Origin of the sequence: Bradyrhizobium sp. CCGUVB4N (assembly GCF_024199945.1) — a bacterium.
Classification (GTDB): Bacteria; Pseudomonadota; Alphaproteobacteria; order Rhizobiales; family Xanthobacteraceae; genus Bradyrhizobium.
In genome coordinates this window covers 3,664,466-3,681,437 of sequence record NZ_JANADP010000001.1, presented here as the reverse complement: position 1 = coordinate 3,681,437, position 16,972 = coordinate 3,664,466, and the positions used below count along the sequence as shown (strand labels likewise).

The following is a 16,972-nucleotide window of genomic DNA, read 5'->3' as shown; positions in this document are numbered from 1 at the left end:
CAGTTCACGGGGCAGACTCGATCGACGCGAGCATGAGCAAGATCTGCGTCATGGAACGGGACGCAGCAATAGCCGACACGGCAATACCGTCCTCCGCTTGATCCAAACCTTTGAAATATTGGCAAGAATCCAGCCTCCCGCGACCAGCTGCCGCACCACGTCCGCTCCCACACAATCTAACACATCCTAATCACCCCTAACGGGCTTCCAAGCCTGCCCGCGCCTATCCTGTCAGCATACCGAGGATGCGAGTTCACCGGTCATAGCGAACGACCGCAAAGCTCAGAAGGAATAAGCGATGCTGACCGAATTGCACGAAACCCACGCCCGGATCGATCTCCCGGCCGGCCCGAGAGATCACGAAGGACCTCACGTGGCGCAGGCAATCGCCCGGGAAGCCAAGTGGCGTCAGATCGTTTGCAGCGGGCAGGCTGCGCTGGACGATGTCACGATCTCGCGATGGGACGACCCACGGGAGGCCTCGTGGCACGCAGCGACGACGCCGTCCGACCGGTATTTCGTCGGCATAGCGTTGAAGACGACGCGTGCCATCCTGACCAGGGAGCGCCGGATCATCTTCGACGGCACCATGCCGTCAGGGACCCTGTACGTCAGCGCACCGTCGAGACAGCTGAGCGCCCAATTCCAGGCGCCTTGCGCTTTCCTGCACGTCCACATCTCTGCGGAGCATTTCCCGACACGATGGGCGCAGGGAGCAGCTGAAGGGCTCGACGACCTCGTTCTGTTGCGCGATCCGCTCGCCGCGGGCCTTGCCAAGGCGCTCGCCGAGCAAGGCGACGCCGCCGGTCATCGATTTGCCCATTGCATTGGCCAGATCCTTGCCATGCATCTGGCCCGGCCAGAATTGCCGCGCGCCAAGGTCAATGCTCTGCCGAAATGGCGCCTGCGGCGCGTCGAGCAACATATCGCCGCTCATTTCGAACGCAGCATCAGCCTGTCGGAGCTCGCCAATGTTGCGGGTCTCTCGAGGATGCATTTCGCCGCACAGTTCCGTGCAGCGACCGGATACCGTCCTCGCGAATACCTGCTCAATCATCGAATCGAGCATGCAAAGTCGCTGCTGACGACGACGCAGCGCCCGCTGGCCGAGATCGCACTTGCCGTCGGGTTCAGCACCCAGGCGCATTTCTCGACCGTGTTCAAGCGCATCAGCGGCCAGACGCCGGCGCGATGGCGCGCCGCCGCCAGGAACGAACGGCCCGAGCTTGAAAGCCTCCCGCGGCGCAGGCTTTCGCCGGACAAGGATTGGGCCGTCAATGGACCTTACGCAAATGCGCTGTGAGGCCTTCAACAGCCGCGACAGATGACTAGCTTGCGATCGATCTCCGCGTCGAGCCGCCGCAGCTCCAGATCCGACGATGACAATTGCGTCGCTCCGGCCACGTCGCTGAGGCGCGGCTGGCGATGACCAACGGGAGCCTGCCCCGGCAAACTGAGGGCGAAGCGATGGGTTGTCATGTCGGCACTGCCGGCGACGACGGGCGCCGAGCCCAACAGAAGCGAGGTAGCCACGCTGATCAAGCCAAGTCTTTTCGACATCATCCTTCTCCTATCGCAGTCACGATCGGCCGTTCTCAGATGAACAACCGAGGGCAATCGATAGAAGCTGCGCGCTACATAGTGACTTCGTGTCCGCGAGATCGCGTTACCGGTGAAACTGCGCGATCGCGAGCCGCCAAACTGGGCTAGCGAGCAGTCGCGATCTGTCGCAATCCGCTGCCGGCCGGCGTTGCGGCCAGACATCGTGCAAGCGTCATGGCGAGCTCGGACGACATCAGCGGGTGGTGAACCATCCCGGTGATTCCGGACGCGGCCAGAAGGTGCGCGGCGAGATCGTGCGTCGACGGGCTTGCGAGGATGATCGGCAAGCCCGGTGCCGCCCTGTGCAGCGATGCCGCGAGATCGAGCGAAGAACCACCCGGCAAGTGACACACCAGTGCCGCGTCGAAGCGCGCCCGAGCCGACCGGCACGCCGCCTCGGCCTCGGCAAGCCCTGTGAAACCGACCGGCTCGTAGCCGAGTGCCGCCAGGATCTCCTCGTGGCGCAACAAGCGCCTGCGATCGGTCTCGAGCACCAGGATCGTCTCGCCTGCGCCCCGAAACGCGAGAGGCGGTGCCTGTTGCAGCGACACCGGTTCGCGCGAACCGTCGGACGGCAGCCATACATCGAAGCGGGTCCCCTCACCCGGCGCGCTCTGCACGGCGACTGCGCCACCATGCTGTTCGACGATCTCGCGAACCGTTGCCAGCCCAAGACCGGTGCCGTCGATACGCGTCGTGAAAAACGGTTCGAAAATGCGCTCCAGCGTGGCGTCGTCCATCCCGGGTCCGGGGTCGGAGACCGAGATAACGACGAAGCGGCCCGATCCCAGGTCTGTCCGTCCGATCCGCAGCGGATGGATGACTTCGCGCTCGGCGATGCGCAGGTCAACGAAGCCCGGCTCCTCCAATGCCTGCGCTGCATTGTTGCAGAGATTGAGAATGACCTGCTGCAACTGTTCCGGTTCACCCGATACGGTCGCGGTCTCAACGCCCTGGCTGATCGTGAGCTTGACGTGCGATGGCAAGGATGCGGCGAGAAGAGCTGCAGTCTCCGCAACCAGCACCTCGACGCGTACGCGTTCCTGCCTGCCCCGGCTACGCCGGCCGAAGGTCAGGATCTGCCCCACCAGCTCGCGTGCCCGCTCGCCTGCCCTGCGGATTTCGGCAAGGCTCGCCGCAGGCCGGCTTCCCGGCTTGATCCCGCTATCGGCCATTTCGACATAACCGAGGATCGCTCCGACGATGTTGTTGAAATTATGCGCGATGCCGCTTGCGAACGTACCGATCGTTTCCATCCGCCGCGCCTGTTGCAGGCTTGCCTCGAGCCGCTCCTTCTCCTGCTCCAGCTTCACGCGCCGCACGGCATTGCGGATGGCATCGAACGCCATGCGGAAGAGCGCAAACTCGGCCCATTGGCTCAGCGCCGAGGCCTGCACCGCCTCGAAGCCGAGAATGGCTCCCTGTTGTTGTCCCGACAGGGTCTTGATGCAGAGCCAGCCGCGAATACCGGCTTGTTCGAGGAGATTCATCACATCGTGGGGATGTGACGGTCTGACCTTGGGAATATAGATGATGACGTCCTCGCCGCCGTCGAACCGCTGGGCCAGGCCAAGCGCCCGCTCCGGCCACCCCTCGTCGAGGCGCACGCCGTCGCGGGACCACCGGTAGACATTCCCGTTGGTCGCTGACCGCCAAGCGAAATAAGCCCTGTCTGCACCGATGCACCCCGCCAGCTCCTCCAGTGCGTGCTCGACATGATCCCTGAGCTCGTCTCCGTGCGAATAGATGAAACGCATCGAGATATTCGCGATCACATGCTCGAAGGCGGCACGACGTCGCAGCGCCCTGGCACGCGCACGCAACAACAGGCCGAAATACACCAGGCCACCGAGCAGCAGCAGCGAGGTGAGATACTGCAAAAGACGATTTTTGCGCGCCGCCGCTCGCGCGCTGAGCTGGCGCTTGATGATCAGGGCGTGAACAGCGTCCTGCTCGCGGTTGCTGGCTTCGGCGACCACGGCTTTCAGAATGCCATCCACCGCCGGAAGCAGGTCATGCAACAACTGGCCGTGCGCAATGATCGCGTGTATCGAGGCCGCTTCGTCGGGCGGCGCCTGCAGGAGGGCCAGTCTGTCGAGCTGGCCCTGCACCTCACCTGCACCGGCACTGGACGTATCGATCGTCAACTGCAGCATGGCAGCCGCAAGCGCGGAGACGCCCGCGACCAGCGGCTTGTCATCCGACGCGGAAAGACGGGCGCTGAACATGCCGAAATAGGCAAAGGAATTCTGCAGCAGCGCATTCTGGCTCTTGAACTGCTCGATCAATTCCTCCTGCCGGCGGGCGCGCTCGGCCAGGATGTCGATCGCGGCATTCTCCTCCCTGTCCGAGCCCGCGGCTTCGCGCAACCGCACCACCGCCGCGTCATAGGCCTCGACCATCCGCACCAGGGCGTCATAATTTCGCGACAGACCGGCGCGCGACGTCAGGACTTCGCGGCTCATGCCGCGTTCGAACCGGGTGAAATCCGCGAGAGCCTGGGTCTGGCGATCATAGCGGTCCGAATTCAGGTTGAGGCCGTTGAAGAGAAGCCAGGTCAGCAGCGCCAGCAAAAAGGACACGCCGACCGCACCAGGAGCGACTTTCATGGTCCACCTCCGACAGGCACGCCGCGATATTGTCCGGTCAGGCTGTTGAGATAGGCGACCAGCGCCCCCACCTGCTGATCGGTCAATGTCGCATTCAATTGCGCGAAGCCCATTTTGCGGACTGCATCGTCGAGCGTGGGCGCGCTGCCATCATGAAAATAGGGTGCAGTCGTCGCGACATTGCGCAGGCTCGGCACCCGCAGGATCGCGGGATCTGGCGACGCCAGCGGATGAAAGATACCGTGACGCTGAAACAGATTGCCGCCGACATTCACCCCCTGATGGCATGACGCGCATCCGAGCGACTTGAACAGCCTGTATCCGTCCAGCTCCTTGTCCGACAGTGCGGACTTGTCTCCGGCGAGCCAGCGGTCAAACCGGCTGCCGGGCGTGACCAGGGTCCGCTGAAAGCTCGCGATAGCATCGACGATATTGCCCGGGTCCGGCCGGTGGCCGTAAGCGGCGACAAAGGCGGTCCGCATGCCTGGATCGAGATCCAGCTTTGCAGCGATACCGGCGAGACTGCTTCCCATGATCTGCGGATTGACCAGCGACGCCGAGACATCTGCCTCAACGGAGCGATATTTTCCCTCCCAGCCGTAGCGAAAATTGAGCGTCGAGTTGAAGACGGTGGTCGTGTTCAGCGGCAGCTCGGCGCCATCGCGGCCAAGGTCGCGCCGCTTCGCACTTGCCCCGTTCGTGCGGATGTCATGACACGACGAACAGGTCCGCGAATTGTCAACCGACAGCCGCGCGTCGTTGAACAGGCGCTCACCGAGCTCGACCTTGCGAGGATCGATCTCCGGAGCCGGAGGCATCGGCGTGATGGGCTCTTCCGCACCGCGCACCGCCGGCGCCTGCGGCGACAACTGGAACGGGGCGAGAGACGGTGCTTGAGACGGGTGCAGACAGACCAGGAGCAGCGCGCCGATCGCCACGACAGAGCGCCAACGCTTCAACTCATGGAAGATCCTGGTCTGAGCGATTCCGGACAAGCCTTGCACATAGGTTTCGCATTACGGTTCGGCAATGCGGGGCCACGACGGATCGGGCCGTCACCCTTCAAGTCTTATTGATCGATACGGCAACCTCTCGCCGCCGCACCGATCACTCCTTAGAGGCGGCCATGTCGAATCGCTACGATCAGGCCGCTCCTGCGGCTGCGCAAAATGATGGAGCGCACGGTCGCGCGATAGAAGCCAAGTCCGGCAACTGCGAGGAAAACAGCGTCAGCAATCACGGCAATACCTCACCACCCGCTCGATGTCGGCCCGGCCGTTGATGCCGAGATCCCGCAAGGTGCGATCGTCGTAGCTCGACAGGGCCACGACGGCTCGATTGATCTCCCGCTCCCGCCGCCAATGCTTCCAGAGCACCGCGGTCGTTTCGCCGAGGGCAGACCACCAGCTCCAGTGGCGCCGGGCGTTCAAATCAATCCGTGCGCTGACGTCCGGACGCGGCGAACGTGGCGGCACGGTGCGCGGCATCGCCTCTACCGGAAACGTCGCGTTCGGATGGAGCGCCGCGCCATAGAGGGCAAATCCCTCCATCACGGATAGCAAGACCGCAGACCACCAACTGGTCGGACGGTCTGCTTCCGCCGACGGCTTTAGCGGTCTTGGTGCATCCCCCAGTGTGCCGGGCCGCACCGCACGGTCGCGCCGATCGCTTCTGCGGCGATCCGAAATATCCGTGATGCGGCCGGCTTCCATCTCGAGAGGCCGCACCACGCGGACCACGTTTGAGGGCAAGTTCTGTTTCAACATGCGACGAGTTCTCCAACGCAATGCTTGCAGGAGACACCCTGACGTCCGGCTGTTACACCGGGATCACTGTTGCGCAGAAAACAGTTACGATTGCAGCCGGCCGTTGCCACGCTTTCACCATCACGACATCAGCCGCCCTAGAACGGCTCGACCGGCACGGTGAAGACGTAGCCCACGCCGCGCTCGGTCTGGATGATGCGCGGCGCGCTCGGGTCGTTCTCCAGCTTGCGTCGCAGCCGCAACACCTGAACGTCAATGCTGCGATCGAAGATGTCTTCGTGGATGCGGGTCGCCTGGAGCAGGTGCTCACGGCTGAGCGGGCGTTCGGGCGCCTCGAGGAAGGCCAGCAGCAGGGCATATTCGCCCTTGCTCAGGGGAACCGGCGCGTTGCTGGCGTCGACCAGCTTGCGGCCGCGGCGCTCGAGCTTCCAGCCGTTGAACCGATAGCCGCCGCGCTCGGGATCCCGCGCGCGAGCGGCCCGTCCGATTTCCTGGCGTCGCAGCACCGCACGGACGCGAGCCAACAGTTCCCGCAGGCTGAACGGTTTGATGATGTAATCATCGGCGCCCAGCTCAAGACCGACGATACGGTCGATCTCATCGGGACGGTGCCCGGTCGTGATGATCACGGGCACATCGGAGTGAGAACGGATCTCCCGCAGCAGGTCAAGCCCATCCTCCTGACCGAGGCGCAGGTCGAGAATGATCAAGCAGGGTTGCGCTCCCTCGAGATGACGATGCAATTCGGCACGGTTGGATGCAGCCCTCCCCGGTACATTATGCTCTTCCAGATATTTGATCACCATTTGCCGCAAGGTGGGATCGTCATCGACAACGATGACATGGCCGGCGTCTGCCAACATATTTGATCTCTCAAACTTGCCTTAGCCGACTTTGTCGTGCCGGCTTCGGCTGATGCGAAAATGAGTTCCTTTGAAGCCGGCGGCACCCGGTTGAAATCCGTTGTCATGTGCCGACGACCTGCCTTCTTATGCGCGAACGACAAATATAGATGTTGCCTTCAATGTCAGCCGAATAGGTCATTTTGCCGTCATACTCGGCAAAATCTCCGATACGTGATGAATTGTGATGTAGATGATTTACTACCCAAGTGAACATCGCCTCGACGGACCAGCAGTGTCGGCGTTGTTCAGTTAACTCAGAACGATTCTAAAATCGGGCAGCGCACGGGCGCAGCTGCCGAAGTGACATGACCTGATGATGAGTCGACGTCATTTCGCGGGCTTGTGGATGCCGCGCGACATACTACGGGTGCCGTGACTGCGTCAGATATTGATACAAGGCCACAAGCTCGTCGATGTCCATCCGTCCGATCGGACGCCACGGCATTTTCTCCCCGATCTGGTGCCCATTCGGATCGACGCCGGAGCGCATGGTGGCGATGAATTCGTCGCAGGTCCACTGCGCGACAATGCCGAGGTCGGGACCGAGCGGCGGCAACTGGCCGGGCACGCCTCCACTGAGATCCTTGCCGTGGCATTCGCGGCAGTCCTGATAGGATAGCAGGTACTCGCCGTATTCGGCCGTCGGCCCTTTTGCGGGCGCAGCAATGCGCGCGGCGGTCACCGGCTTCGCGTCCGGCAACATCCCGGCCCCCAGCATCGCCAGGCCGACGAGGTTGAATCGATCGAGCTGCCCCGGCGTGGGCGCGCCCGCGGCCGGGAGACTGCGAAGATAGGCGATCACCGCAACGGTGTCGTCGTCGCTCAGCCGGCTCGCGTTGGTGAAGGACATGATCGTGAGCCAGCCTCCGTTCGCATCGACGCCGTTGCGAATGGCGCGAAAAATCTCGCCATCCGACCACCGCTTCAGTGGCCCGGCGGGCGTGAGATTGGCGGCCACGAACGAGCCGATATTGATCGGAAGATCCTCGGCGAGATTGCCACCACCGGTCAACGTCGCCTTGTGGCATCCGCTGCAAAAGCTGGCGGTCACGGCCTTGCCGCGCGCGACCCGCTCGGGCGTGAGTTCGACCTTGACGCTTGGAAGAGGCGCGGAGCGCGCGTGCTGCCTGACGAGACCTGTCGCAGTCAGCGCGCTGACCGACGACACCAGGATCGTCAAGACGGCCGCCAGCCCCACACCGCTCCATCTCAAGACGCGCGACCGGACCTGCAGTGCACGCCAACCGAACCAGACCATGAATGCCGCAAGAGCCACCAGTAGAATGAGACTGACAATATTCGGCATGCTCGTCCTCACGAACTCGAAAGGAGCGATTTTCGTAACTATGAGGACGGGACTACCGCGCTGTTTCAGCATTGGCGGCGTGAGTTACCGTTGTAACAGGACCAGGATTCGCCCGGATCGGCGTACCGTTGTCCATCGCCGCCGCAACGCCATGATGAATTGCCGCCGTAACCAATTTGGCGCAGTGCGGAAGTTCTGCCGTAACGGCCATCCCAGCACTCTCCCTCTGCTCATCGACCGCCCACGGCCGATGCTCGACAATCAGAGGACCTATTCCATGAAGATTCTCATCGCTTCGACACCTGCGACGGGCCATCTCAACCCGCTGCTCGCCATTGCGCGCATTCTCGTCGCCGAGAACCACGAGATTGCCTTCCTGACAGGGACCGCATTTCGAGCTCGCATCGAAGCCAACGGCGCGCAGTTCTTCCCGCTTCCGGAGGGCGCGGATTTCGATCTGCGCGATATTCTCTCGGTGGTCCCCGAGCTGAAGAGCCTTCCTCCGGGGCCCGACTGGCTACGTACCGCCTGCGAGCGCATCTTCGTCGACTCCATCCCGGCACAAAACCAGGGCCTGTACGAGGCGTTGGAACACTTTCAGGCCGACATCATCATCGGCGACGACATGCTGTTCGGCATCTTTCCGATGCTGCTCGGACCGCGCGAGATGCGGCCGCCAGTTGTACTGTGCGGAACGTCGTTTCTGCACTGGGAGCGCGATGACGGCGCGCCAAACTTTCTCGGCCTGCCGCCTGCGTCCACGGAAGAGCAGCGCCAGCAATATGCGGTCATCGCGGGTGCGTATGACGCTGATGTCGACCAGCCGGTCCTGCGCAACCTGAACAGGGTGCTGAAGAGCTTCGGCGTCGGTCCGCTGTCGAAGCCGATGTTCCATTCAGTCATCGAGTTCGCCGACGCCTATATGCAATTGTCCGTGCCGAGCTTCGAATTTCCCCGGCCGTTTCCACCCAATGTACATTTCGTCGGAACGCCGCCGATCATTCCGCGCCAGGCGCCCTTGCCGTCGTGGGCGCAAGAGCTCGATGGGTCGCGGAAGGTCGTGCTGGTGACGCAGGGCACCGTGGCCAACCACAATCTGGGGCTACTGATAGCACCGACGCTCATCGCGCTTGCCAACGAGCCGGACGTGCTGGTGGTGGCGACGACCGGCGGTCGCCCGGTCGAAGCGATCCCCGCACCCGTCTCGTCAAACGCAAGACTTGCCACCTATCTGCCGTTCGAATGGCTGCTGCCTCGCGTCGACGTGCTGGTCAGCAATGGCGGTTATGGCAGTGTCAACCAGGCCATGAGCTTCGGAATTCCGCTGGTCACGGCGGGCATGACCGAGGACAAGGCCGACGTCAACGCACGCGTCGCATGGTCCGGCGTCGGCATCAATCTCGCGACCAACGAGCCAACGCCGGACGCGATCCGAGAGGCGGTGCGCACCGTGCTCGATCGCCCTGCCTACCGCATGCGTGCCTCGCGAATGGCCGACGAATTTGCCGACATCGACACGCGATCCGAGATTCTCCGGATCATCAGCCGTCTCGTGGACGATCGCGAAGCGTCGCGGCGGATCGGCACGCTCGAACCCGGCCGCGGCCGCCGCGTCGCACGGTAAATTCGCCCGGTCCGTTACAAGAGGGGAGCGCTGCTTCCCTCTTGCGCCCGTTCAACCCGAAGCGCGCACGGCCGCTGTTCCCTCAAAGTCCAGCACGGGTGCCGCCGCGAGCAGCGCCTTCGTATAATCGTGCTGCGGACGATCGAAGATGTCGTCGCGCGAGCCCTGCTCGACAATCCGGCCACCTTGCATCACCACGACCCTGTCGGCCACCTGCTCGACGGCCGCGAGATCGTGGCTGATGAACAGGCAGGCAAATCCATATTGCAGCTGAAGCCGCTCGAACAGCTTCAGCACCTGCGCCTGGATGGTCATGTCGAGTGCCGAGACCGGTTCGTCCGCGACGACAAAGGCCGGCTCGCGCACGATGGCTCGCGCGATCGCGATCCGCTGCCGTTGACCACCCGACAATTCGTGCGGCCAGCGCTTGCCGAGGCCGGCAAGGCCGACCTCATCCAGCATCGCCTCGACACGCCGATCACGTTCATCGGCCGCCAAATGTGCGACGTGACGAAGCGGCTCGGCCACGATCTCGCCGACACGCATGCGAGGATCGAGCGAGGAATAGGGATCCTGGAACACCAGTTGCGAAGCAAGGCGGAAGTCACGATCGATGGTGGCCGTCACGTCCCTGCCCCGGAACCGGATCTCGCCGCCTGACGTCGGGATCAACCGCAGCATGGCACGGCCAAGCGTCGTCTTGCCCGAGCCGCTGCCACCGACCACCGCGACCGTCTCTCCCGCGGCGATGTCGAGGTCGACGCCGTTGACCGCCAAAACGCCCGCATCACGCCGGAACAACCGCTGGCGCCCACCGAAGCCGACCTTGAGGCCTCGCACGCTGACGAGCGGCTCGCCGGCCTGTCGCGCTTTTGTCGTATCACCGCGGCGCGGCAGGGCCTCGACCAGCCGCCTGGTATAGGCTTCTTGCGGCGAGAACAGGATCTGTCGCGTCGTCCCGGTCTCGACCATCTTGCCCTGGCGGAGCACCAGCGCGCGCTGCGCGTAGCGCGACACCAGGCCGAGATTGTGGGTGATCAGCATCACCGAGGTGCCGTGGTCACGGGCGAGCCCGACCATGAGATCAAGCACCTCGCGCTGCGTCAGCGTGTCGAGCGCCGTGGTCGGCTCGTCCGCGATCAGCAGCTTCGGCTTCAACAGCATCACCGACGCCAGCATGATGCGCTGACGCATGCCGCCGGAGAATTCATGCGGATAGGCATCGAAAGTCCGCTCGGGATCACGGATCTGTACGCGCGCGAGCATATCGAGGCAGCGACTGCGGATCTCCCGCTTTCCCAGCCGTTCGTGCAGGCCAAGCCCCTCCGCCATTTGCACACCGACGCTGATGGCGGGATTGAGCGACACCATCGGCTCCTGGAACACCATGCCGACGACGGGACCGCGCAGTCCGCGCATTTGGCGCGCCGATGTGGTCGCAAGGTCGATGCCGTCGAGCACGATACGGCCGCCAGCCTTGCGAAGACCTGGTGGCAACAGCCCGAGCACGGCACGTGCAGCCGCCGTCTTGCCACTGCCGGATTCGCCGACGACGGCGAGGAATTCACCGCGATCGACGGCGAAGGAGACGTCGTCGACGATCGAGGCCTTGTTGGCCGACGCCTCGATGCGCAGATTCTCGACCGACAGCAGCGTCATCCGTGCGCCATCCTCGGGTCGAGGCGATCGCGCAAGGAATCGCCGAGCAGATTGATGCCGAGTAGCGTCAGCGCGATGCAGAGGCCCGGCGCGATCGAGAGCCAGGCCGCGGTTTCCATGAACGGACGGCTTGCCGCGAGCATGTTGCCCCAGGTCGGGGCCGGCGGCGGCACGCCGAGGCCCAGGAAGCTCAGCGCGCTCTCGGCCAGCAGCACCCAGCCGAACATGCTGGTCGCGAGCACCGCGACCGGCGCGATCGCGTTCGGCATCACGTGGCGGATCATCGAATAGACTTCCGAATTGCCGATGACGCGCGAGGCCTCGACATATTCTTTCTCGCGGATCGACAGCACGGTGCCGCGCATTACGCGGACCACCGACGGAATGTAGGCAAGACCGAGCGCGAGGATCAGGCCGGTCTTGTTGGCGCCGACGACGATCATGACGGCAAGCGCCAGCAAGATGCCGGGGAAAGCAAGCAGCGCATCGGTGACAGCCATGACGATCCGATCGACCCAGCCCCTAACGTAGCCGGCCGTGCAGCCGATCATCATTCCGAGTGTAACCGCGAGCACCACCGTGAGTACGGCAATCACGACGCTGGCACCGGCGCCGACCATGACGCGGCTCAACACGTCACGGCCGAATTCGTCCGTGCCGAACCAATGCAGCGACGAAGGCGCTTGCAGCCGCGCACGCAGATTGATGCGCAGCGGGTCAAACGGCGTCCAGAACGCTCCGGTGATGGTAGCGCCGAGCAGGAACGCCATCAGAACGCCGCCGATCGCGGTGTTGGCGCGCACTCTCATGCCACCGTCACCCTCGGATCGAACAGCGGATAGCAGAGATCGACGACCAGATTGACCACGACATAGATCACGGCTGTAAACAGGAGGCAGCCCTGCACCACCGGATAATCGCGTGCGAAGATGGAATCGACCAGCAACCGGCCGAGACCGGGCAGCGTGAACACCGTCTCGATCACGGCAATGCCGCCGAGGAGATGGCCGAGCACGAGACCGATCAGCGTCCAGGTCGGGGCGAAGGCGTTGGGCAGGACGTGCCGCGCGAGCACCCGCCACTCCGGCACGCCCTTGGCGCGCGCATGCGTGACATATTCGAGCCGCAGCACTTCGATAGACGCGGCCCGCGCCATGCGCGTGAGCACGCCGATCTCGACCATGGTCAGCGTCGCGATCGGCAAGACGATGAAGCTCGCCGCCTGCCAGAAATTCTCGGTGAACGGCACATAGCCAATCACCGGCAGCCATTTCAGCTTGAGCCCGAACAGCAACAGCAGCAGCAGCCCGAGCCAGAAGCTCGGGATCGATAATAGCAGCGTGGCGCCGCCGACGACGGAGAGATCGAGCAGGCTGTTCTGCTTCCAGGCCGCGACGAGCCCGGCCGGGACTGCGATGCAGGCGGCCGCCGCAACCGCCACCAGCACGATGACGGCGCTGACCTGGAAACGCTCGAGAATGAGCGGCAACACAGCGAGGTTGTTGGTGATGGAGTGCCCGAAATCGCCGGTCGCAAGCTTTGCGATCCAGTGCATGAACTGAACCGGGATCGGCTGATCGAGCCCGAGCTGGGCGCGCAACTGCGCCGCTTGCGCGGGATCGGCGGCATCGCCGAGCATCACCTGCACGGGGTCGCCTGGAATGAGCCGGACCAGCGCAAACACCCCGATCGCGACCAGCAGCAACGTCGGGATCGTCATGAGCAGCCGTCTTGCGAGATAACCCAGCATGCAGTGCCCTTGCCTACTCGACCGTGACGCCCCAGAACCGCGGCTGAGGATAGAGCCAGCCGGCATAGCCCTTGACGCCCTTGCGCAGCGCTGTCAGCTCGGCACCGTTGAACAGCACGATCATCGGCACGTCGGCGATGAAACGCTTGTGCATGTCGTCGAACAGCGCCTGCCGTTTCGCGGTGTCGTCGATCATCATCGACTGGCGCAACATCTCCTGCCCCTCCGGATTGTCCCAGACCTTGCGCGGCTGCGTCGCTTTCGGCCCAGTCAGCATCTCGAAGCTCAGGGAGGGATCAAGCCGCGCCGAATAGACGAAGGCCATCGACTGGTAGTCGCCGCGGTTGTATCGGTCGAGCTGCGCCGCCCAGTCCATCACCTCCAACTCGATATTGATGCCGACGCCCTGCGCCATCGCCTGGACCAGCACGGACGCATCGAACACAAAGCTGTAGCGCTTGTTGGTGATCATCTTGATCGGCCGGCCGCGATAGCCGGCCTCCACCAGCAGCTTCTTCGCTTCCGCGATGTTCTGCTCGTAGCCATGCGATTGCGCTTCGCCGTAGAAGGGGCTGCCGATCGGCAGTGCTGAATTGTTAGGACGTGCCGTGCCGAGCATCACGGCGTCGACGATCTGCGCGGTGTCGATGGACAGCGCGATGGCGCGGCGGATCCGCACATCCTTCAGCAGCGGATCCCTGGTCTGGAACAGGATGCCGGTGAGGCTCAGTGACGGGGTGATGCTCAGCTGCACCTCGGGACGTGACTTGAGATCCTCGAGATCCGGGATGGACAGTGCCGTGATCACGTCGAGCGAACCGCTGAGCAGCCCCGCCTTCGCGGCCGAACTGTCCGGGATCACGTTGAAGCGCACGCGGTCGACCTTGACATCCTTGGCGCCGGTATAGCCCGTGCGCGGCTCGCTGCGCGAGACATAGCCGTCGAAGCGGACGACATCGACATACTGCCCCCGCTTCCACTCCGCGAGCTTGAACGGGCCGGTGCCGATCGGGGCGATCCATTTGCCGTCTGCGCCGACGGAATCGCGGTGAATGACAGCGGTCTGGCCGCAATCGGGCCGCGCGATGGTCGGGAGGAACAACGCCGTCGGCTGATCGAGCGTGATGGCCACGGTCTGCGCGTCCGGCGCCTCGATCTTCTCGATCCGCGCGATGCCGCTGGCGCTGAACTCGGACAGGCAGCGCCATTGCGTCGCCGGGTCGAGCCAGCGTTTCAGCGACCAGACCACGTCATCGGCGGTCATGGTCGCGCCGTTGTGGAACTTGACGCCCTGCCGCAGGCGGAACGTGTAGGTCTTGCCCTCGTTCGAAACGGCCCAGCTGTCGGCCAGCATCGGGCCGATCGAGGTATCGTCGCGGAAGGCGACCAGCCCTTCCACGATATGCGCGACCACCGCATCCGTATTCGCATCGCGGTTGGTGCCGGGATCGGTCGAGCGGATATCGGCGTTGATCCGCGCCCTCAACAATGTCTCGGCGCCGGCTTTGCCCAGCATGGCCCACAGGGCCAATGCGGCCAGACCGACCGCCCATGCCGGCGATGGCCGACGCCGCCGCATCACGCCGCCCCCGCCGCAGCCGACCGCTCGAATGCGGCCCGCCCGATCTCGTCGATCTCCAGCCGATACTCCGTGAACTCACGATTGAGCGCGGGCAGCGGCGCCGCCTGCATCAGCCCGCTCGCCGGCTCCATCAGGATCATCGCCACGGTGGCGCTGAGATTGTTGCTGAGATTGCGGCGCGGCGGACGGCACACCGACCAGGGATAGGCGAACTCGTCGAACAGCGCGCTCTTGACGGTGTCGAAGGTGATGCTGCCGATGTGCGGCTGCAGCAAGTCGCGGACGCGGATGTCGCGATAGAGACTGTCCGGCGTGTTGAAGATGCCGGTGTCCTTCAGCTTGCCGAGCGCTACGGGGCTAACGAAGTGGTTGGCATGGACCAGAAGACCGTTCTGCGGATGCACCTGGAACGTCTCGTCCGGCGCACATTCGAAGTCGATCGCCACACCCTCGCGATGGCTGACGATCATGTTGTTGGCCGCTGACTTTTTCGTGCAATAGACCGCACGCATCGCCAGCGCGAGATGCTCGTTCTCGAGAACCTTGCGGCGGATCAGCGCCAGCGGCACGCCGACCTGGCGATAGTCGCGGTCGCTTTCGAGATAGTTCGCGGTGATCGCAATGCCGACGGAATTGAAGCCGCAGCGGCCGAGCGCGCCGGCCTCGGTGAAGGTCATGAGGTCAGGACCGTCGTCGCGCCGCACCTTCAGCACCACGGCCGTCTCCGCGCATTCGCGCTTCCAGTCCCAGTTCTGGGCATGGATCAGCCGACCGCTGGCGGTCGCCTGCGGCAGCACGACGACCCCCGTGCAGCCATCCGGATCTTCCGGCGTCTTCAGGCGCGCGCGGATCGCAGGGTTTGCGAGCTTGATGATCTCGGTGCGGGCATTGAGCAGGACGATATCCTCGAACGGGACATCGGCACCTTCGGCGATGCCGCGCATCTCCTCGATATAGCTCGGCTCGAAGGCTTCGATGACGGGCAGATAATCCCGCACCAGCTCGGCCACGCCCTTCGCATCGAGCGAGAGCTCCTTCAACTGCGCGAAGTAGTGCGTGGTCCCTTTCTTGATACGGGCCACCGCCTTCTGCCCGTACTGGCGTCCACGTTCGCGCGGTGGACCGGAGATTTCGATCAGGGGAAAGGGCTCGACCATGGGACGCCAGGTTCCTTTTGAAGTTCCTTTTGCTTTCCCGGGAAGCCTAATGTACTTTGTGATGACATGAAACAAAAATCTTCGACCGCGAAATCTGCCTTGGAAAAGGCGCCGCCAAGCCGGCTTCAGCGCGAATTGTCCGCAGGGATCATCGACCTGATCCGAAGCGAACGGCTTGCGCCGGGAACTCGTCTTGCCGAGGTCGCACTTGCCGAGCGCCTCCAGGTCTCCCGCACGCCGGTGCGCGCGGCGTTGAAGTTGCTGGCGCGGCGCAAGCTCGTGCGTGCCGGCGAGAGCCGTGGTTATTTCGTCGCCGACACGCCCCCCGTTCCGCACAAGGCGCCGCCGAAGCCGAGCCCCGACGAGACCGACCGCCTGTTCCTGGCGATCGCGCGCGATCGCCGCGCCAAGCGGTTGCCCGACGAGGTGTCCGAGCGCGATCTGATGCAGCGCTATGATGCGACGAGGCCCGTCGTGCAGCGCGTGCTCGCCAAGCTCGCCGAAGTCGCCGCCGTGCAGCGCAAGCCGGGGCATGGCTGGCGCTTCCAGCCGACGCTCGGGGATACGCAGGCGCGCGACGAAAGCTATCGCTACCGCCTGCTGATCGAGCCCGCCGGCCTGATCGAGCCGGGCTTCCGGCTCGATCCGGCCTGGACCGCCGAGATGCGCCGCCGCCATCAGGACATGCTGGCGATGCCGTGGAGCGACACGCTCAGCATCGCGCTCTACGAGATGAACGCGGCCTTCCATGAAGGCCTCGCGGCCGCATCCGGCAACCGCTATCTGCTGGTCGCCGTTCAGCAGCAGAACCGGCTGCGCCGCTTCGGCAATTATGATTGGACCTTCGGTTATGAGCGCGTGATCGTGAACTGCCGCGAGCATCTCGCCATTCTCGACCAGCTCGAAGCCGGTCAGAACGAGGCCGCTGCAGCGCTGCTGCGCCGACACCTCGAAAGTGCCGCCAAACTCAAGCGCAACCCGTCCAACTCCGCTTCATCCAAAACCACCTGAT

At 63.9% G+C, this 16,972-nt stretch carries 14 protein-coding genes; 3 read left to right on the top strand and 11 right to left on the bottom strand.

Annotation, left to right across the window (positions count from 1 at the left end; all coding sequences use genetic code 11):
• Positions 1–298 precede the first annotated feature (298 nt).
• Positions 299–1,303 (top strand): helix-turn-helix domain-containing protein, encoded by a 1,005-nt coding sequence (locus NLM31_RS16555; RefSeq protein ID WP_254192906.1) that lies wholly within the window; start codon positions 299–301, stop codon positions 1,301–1,303.
• 5 nt (positions 1,304–1,308) lie between these two features.
• Here NLM31_RS16555 and NLM31_RS16550 read toward each other — a convergent pair whose 3' ends face one another.
• From NLM31_RS16550 to NLM31_RS16525, 6 genes are all read right to left on the bottom strand, one after another.
• Positions 1,309–1,560, bottom strand: a complete 252-nt coding sequence (locus NLM31_RS16550; RefSeq protein WP_254192905.1) for a hypothetical protein — start codon at positions 1,558–1,560, stop codon at positions 1,309–1,311.
• Positions 1,561–1,706: 146 nt separating this feature from the next.
• Positions 1,707–4,211: a two-component system VirA-like sensor kinase gene (locus NLM31_RS16545; RefSeq protein ID WP_254192904.1), complete on the bottom strand. Its 2,505-nt coding sequence runs from the start codon at positions 4,209–4,211 to the stop codon at positions 1,707–1,709.
• Positions 4,208–5,206, bottom strand: a complete 999-nt coding sequence (locus tag NLM31_RS16540) for a cytochrome-c peroxidase (protein WP_254192903.1) — start codon at positions 5,204–5,206, stop codon at positions 4,208–4,210. The genes NLM31_RS16545 and NLM31_RS16540 overlap by 4 nt, the downstream gene beginning before the upstream one ends.
• A gap of 234 nt (positions 5,207–5,440) precedes the next feature.
• Positions 5,441–5,923 (bottom strand): DUF1127 domain-containing protein, encoded by a 483-nt coding sequence (locus NLM31_RS16535; RefSeq protein ID WP_254192902.1) that lies wholly within the window; start codon positions 5,921–5,923, stop codon positions 5,441–5,443.
• A 191-nt stretch (positions 5,924–6,114) separates the two neighbouring features.
• The gene (locus NLM31_RS16530) at positions 6,115–6,840 is read right to left on the bottom strand and encodes a response regulator (RefSeq protein WP_254130372.1); all 726 of its coding nucleotides are present in this window, start codon (positions 6,838–6,840) and stop codon (positions 6,115–6,117) included.
• 403 nt (positions 6,841–7,243) lie between these two features.
• Positions 7,244–8,188 (bottom strand): cytochrome c, encoded by a 945-nt coding sequence (locus NLM31_RS16525; RefSeq protein ID WP_254192901.1) that lies wholly within the window; start codon positions 8,186–8,188, stop codon positions 7,244–7,246.
• A gap of 277 nt (positions 8,189–8,465) precedes the next feature.
• Here NLM31_RS16525 and NLM31_RS16520 point away from each other — a divergent pair, with 277 nt between their 5' ends.
• Entirely contained in the window at positions 8,466–9,812 is a 1,347-nt protein-coding gene (locus NLM31_RS16520) for a glycosyltransferase (RefSeq protein ID WP_254130370.1), read from the top strand.
• Positions 9,813–9,863: 51 nt separating this feature from the next.
• Here NLM31_RS16520 and NLM31_RS16515 read toward each other — a convergent pair whose 3' ends face one another.
• Genes NLM31_RS16515 through NLM31_RS16495 form a run of 5 tightly spaced genes read right to left on the bottom strand, consistent with a single transcriptional unit; the run spans position 9,864 to position 15,960 of the window.
• On the bottom strand, positions 9,864–11,471 hold the full coding sequence (locus NLM31_RS16515; RefSeq protein ID WP_254192900.1) for an ABC transporter ATP-binding protein: 1,608 nt from the start codon (positions 11,469–11,471) through the stop codon (positions 9,864–9,866).
• Entirely contained in the window at positions 11,468–12,280 is an 813-nt protein-coding gene (locus NLM31_RS16510; protein ID WP_254192899.1) for an ABC transporter permease, read from the bottom strand. The genes NLM31_RS16515 and NLM31_RS16510 overlap by 4 nt, the downstream gene beginning before the upstream one ends.
• Entirely contained in the window at positions 12,277–13,221 is a 945-nt protein-coding gene (locus NLM31_RS16505; RefSeq protein ID WP_254192898.1) for an ABC transporter permease, read from the bottom strand. The genes NLM31_RS16510 and NLM31_RS16505 overlap by 4 nt, the downstream gene beginning before the upstream one ends.
• Before the next feature lie 13 nt (positions 13,222–13,234).
• Positions 13,235–14,800, bottom strand: coding sequence for an ABC transporter substrate-binding protein (locus tag NLM31_RS16500; protein ID WP_254192897.1), 1,566 nt, complete (start codon positions 14,798–14,800; stop codon positions 13,235–13,237).
• Positions 14,800–15,960 carry a C45 family peptidase gene (locus NLM31_RS16495; protein WP_254192896.1) on the bottom strand — a complete coding sequence of 387 codons (1,161 nt, stop codon included), beginning with the start codon at positions 15,958–15,960 and terminating at the stop codon, positions 14,800–14,802. Before NLM31_RS16495 ends, NLM31_RS16500 begins: the two co-directional genes overlap by 1 nt.
• A 66-nt stretch (positions 15,961–16,026) precedes the next feature.
• Here NLM31_RS16495 and NLM31_RS16490 point away from each other — a divergent pair, with 66 nt between their 5' ends.
• The gene (locus NLM31_RS16490; RefSeq protein WP_254192895.1) at positions 16,027–16,971 is read left to right on the top strand and encodes a GntR family transcriptional regulator; all 945 of its coding nucleotides are present in this window, start codon (positions 16,027–16,029) and stop codon (positions 16,969–16,971) included.
• The last annotated feature ends 1 nt before the right edge of the window (position 16,972 follow it).

Bases quoted from the DNA above. Each gene is read 5' to 3' on its own strand.
- NLM31_RS16555 (WP_254192906.1), top strand. From the start codon at position 299: ATGCTGACCGAATTGCACGAAACCCACGCCCGGATCGATCTCCCGGCC.
- NLM31_RS16550 (WP_254192905.1), bottom strand. From the start codon at position 1,560: ATGTCGAAAAGACTTGGCTTGATCAGCGTGGCTACCTCGCTTCTGTTG.
- NLM31_RS16545 (WP_254192904.1), bottom strand. From the start codon at position 4,211: ATGAAAGTCGCTCCTGGTGCGGTCGGCGTGTCCTTTTTGCTGGCGCTG.
- NLM31_RS16535 (WP_254192902.1), bottom strand. From the start codon at position 5,923: ATGGAAGCCGGCCGCATCACGGATATTTCGGATCGCCGCAGAAGCGAT.
- NLM31_RS16530 (WP_254130372.1), bottom strand. From the start codon at position 6,840: ATGTTGGCAGACGCCGGCCATGTCATCGTTGTCGATGACGATCCCACC.
- NLM31_RS16525 (WP_254192901.1), bottom strand. From the start codon at position 8,188: ATGCCGAATATTGTCAGTCTCATTCTACTGGTGGCTCTTGCGGCATTC.
- NLM31_RS16520 (WP_254130370.1), top strand. From the start codon at position 8,466: ATGAAGATTCTCATCGCTTCGACACCTGCGACGGGCCATCTCAACCCG.
- NLM31_RS16515 (WP_254192900.1), bottom strand. From the start codon at position 11,471: ATGACGCTGCTGTCGGTCGAGAATCTGCGCATCGAGGCGTCGGCCAAC.
- NLM31_RS16510 (WP_254192899.1), bottom strand. From the start codon at position 12,280: ATGAGAGTGCGCGCCAACACCGCGATCGGCGGCGTTCTGATGGCGTTC.
- NLM31_RS16505 (WP_254192898.1), bottom strand. From the start codon at position 13,221: ATGCTGGGTTATCTCGCAAGACGGCTGCTCATGACGATCCCGACGTTG.
- NLM31_RS16500 (WP_254192897.1), bottom strand. From the start codon at position 14,800: ATGCGGCGGCGTCGGCCATCGCCGGCATGGGCGGTCGGTCTGGCCGCA.
- NLM31_RS16495 (WP_254192896.1), bottom strand. From the start codon at position 15,960: ATGGTCGAGCCCTTTCCCCTGATCGAAATCTCCGGTCCACCGCGCGAA.
- NLM31_RS16490 (WP_254192895.1), top strand. From the start codon at position 16,027: ATGAAACAAAAATCTTCGACCGCGAAATCTGCCTTGGAAAAGGCGCCG.